This window comes from Neisseria sp. P0021.S007, assembly GCF_051956855.1.
The window spans coordinates 1-1,843 of sequence record NZ_JBQCXA010000031.1 but is presented as its reverse complement, the minus strand read 5'-3'; the positions used below and the strand labels follow the sequence as shown (position 1 = coordinate 1,843).

General features: G+C 52.0%; 1 protein-coding gene and 1 pseudogene. Both read left to right on the top strand.

All coding sequences use genetic code 11. The features are described from left to right. Positions 1 to 213: pseudogene (locus tag ACTHUR_RS10795) on the top strand (anaerobic ribonucleoside-triphosphate reductase activating protein); the annotation flags it as partial. 117 nt (positions 214 to 330) lie between these two features. Beyond that, the coding region (gene nrdD, locus ACTHUR_RS10790) for an anaerobic ribonucleoside-triphosphate reductase (RefSeq protein ID WP_440398574.1) at positions 331 to 1,843 on the top strand (1,513 nt) is incomplete at its 3' end.

Here is a 1,843-nt window from a genome sequence, read left to right as displayed (position 1 = left end):
GGCCTAGAGCGTGAGGAGCTGGAGGCGGCCTCAGACGGCATTCTGCCTTATTTGACGTATCTGAAAACCGGCCGCTGGCAGATGGAGCTGGGCGGCTTAGACAGTCCGGCCACCAATCAGAAGTTTATCGATTTGCGCACGGGCGAGGTGTTGAACCGCTTGTTTATCAAAGACAAACCTGCGCCTAAAGTTTTTCCAGTGGCTTCAATTTAGCTTAATGCTGTATTGCACTGATTTAAATTGAATTTATTGTATTCGCTGACAGCGATGTTTCAGACGGCCTGACCGTCATTGCTTGATAAATCATCCAAACCATACAGGAGAATTAACATGATTCGGCTGCATCCCGAACAGTTAAACGGAAAACTACAATTTATGCGCGACTACATCAGCGCGCAAAACGCGGCGGACGGCTCGAAAATGGACGCCAACGCCAATGTTACCCAGAAAAACATCGCCACGATGGAAGCGGAAATCATGAAAGACTTTTTCGTGCAGATTAACCGCGCCCAAGTATCGCGTAAAATCGCCGAAATTTTCGACCAATTCGTCGCCGACGAATACATCCGCCAAATTGAGGCGCATGAGATTTATGTACACGACGAAACCAGCCTCAAGCCTTATTGTGTGTCGGTTACGCTGTATCCCTTCCTGCTCGACGGCTTAAGCAAACTCGGCGGCGAATCTAAGGCACCGCAACATCTGGCTTCGTTTTGCGGTTCGTTTATCAACCTGGTGTTTGCCATCAGCGCGCAATTTGCCGGCGCGGTGGCAACGGTGGAATTTCTGACTTATTTCGACTACTTCGCCCGCAAGGACTACGGCGACGATTATTTGGAAACCCACGGCAAAGAAATCGCCAACCATATGCAGCAGGTGGTGTACAGCATCAACCAGCCTGCCGCCGCGCGCGGTTATCAGAGCGTGTTTTGGAATATTTCCGTTTACGATCAATACTATTTCGACGCGATGTTCGGCGATTTCGTCTTCCCCGATTTCAGCAAACCGGTGTGGGCGAGCGTGGCGAAGCTGCAAAACTTCTTCCTCAAATGGTTCAATCAGGAACGCACCAAAGCCGTTTTGACTTTCCCCGTCGTGACCGCTGCGATGCTGACCGACGGCGGCAAATGCAAAGACACCGTGTTTGCCGACGAAATGGCGAAAGAGTTGGCGGAAGGCAATTCCTTCTTCGTCTATCTTTCCGACAATCCCGACTCCTTGGCTTCCTGCTGCCGCCTGCGCAACGCCATCGAAGACCGCACCTTCAGCTACACACTCGGCGCGGGCGGTGTGGCGACCGGTTCCATCAACGTCATCACCATTAACATGAACCGATTGGAACAAGACGGGCGCGACCTTGCCGCCGAAGTGGCCAAAATCCACAAATACCAATACGCCTACCGCAAACTTATGGAAGAATACCAAGCCGCCGGAATGCTGCCCGTTTATGATGCAGGCTTCATTACGTTGGACAAACAGTTCCTCACCATCGGCATCAACGGCATGGCGGAAGCCGCCGAATCGCAAGGCATCAAAGTCGGTTACAACGACGACTACATTAACTTTGTCCAAGGTCGTCTGAAAACCATATTCGAAGCCAACCAAGCCGCCAGCAAACACTACGGCGTGAAGTTCAACACCGAGTTTGTCCCCGCCGAAAACCTCGGCGTAAAAAACGCCAAATGGGACAAAGCCGACGGCTACCAAGTCAGCCGCGAATGCTACAACTCCTATTTCTACGTCGTCGAAGACGAAGAAATCAACGCGCTCGACAAATTCCTGCTGCACGGCAAAGAACTGGTGGACTGGCTCGACGGCGGCTCCGCGCTGCACCTGAACCTTG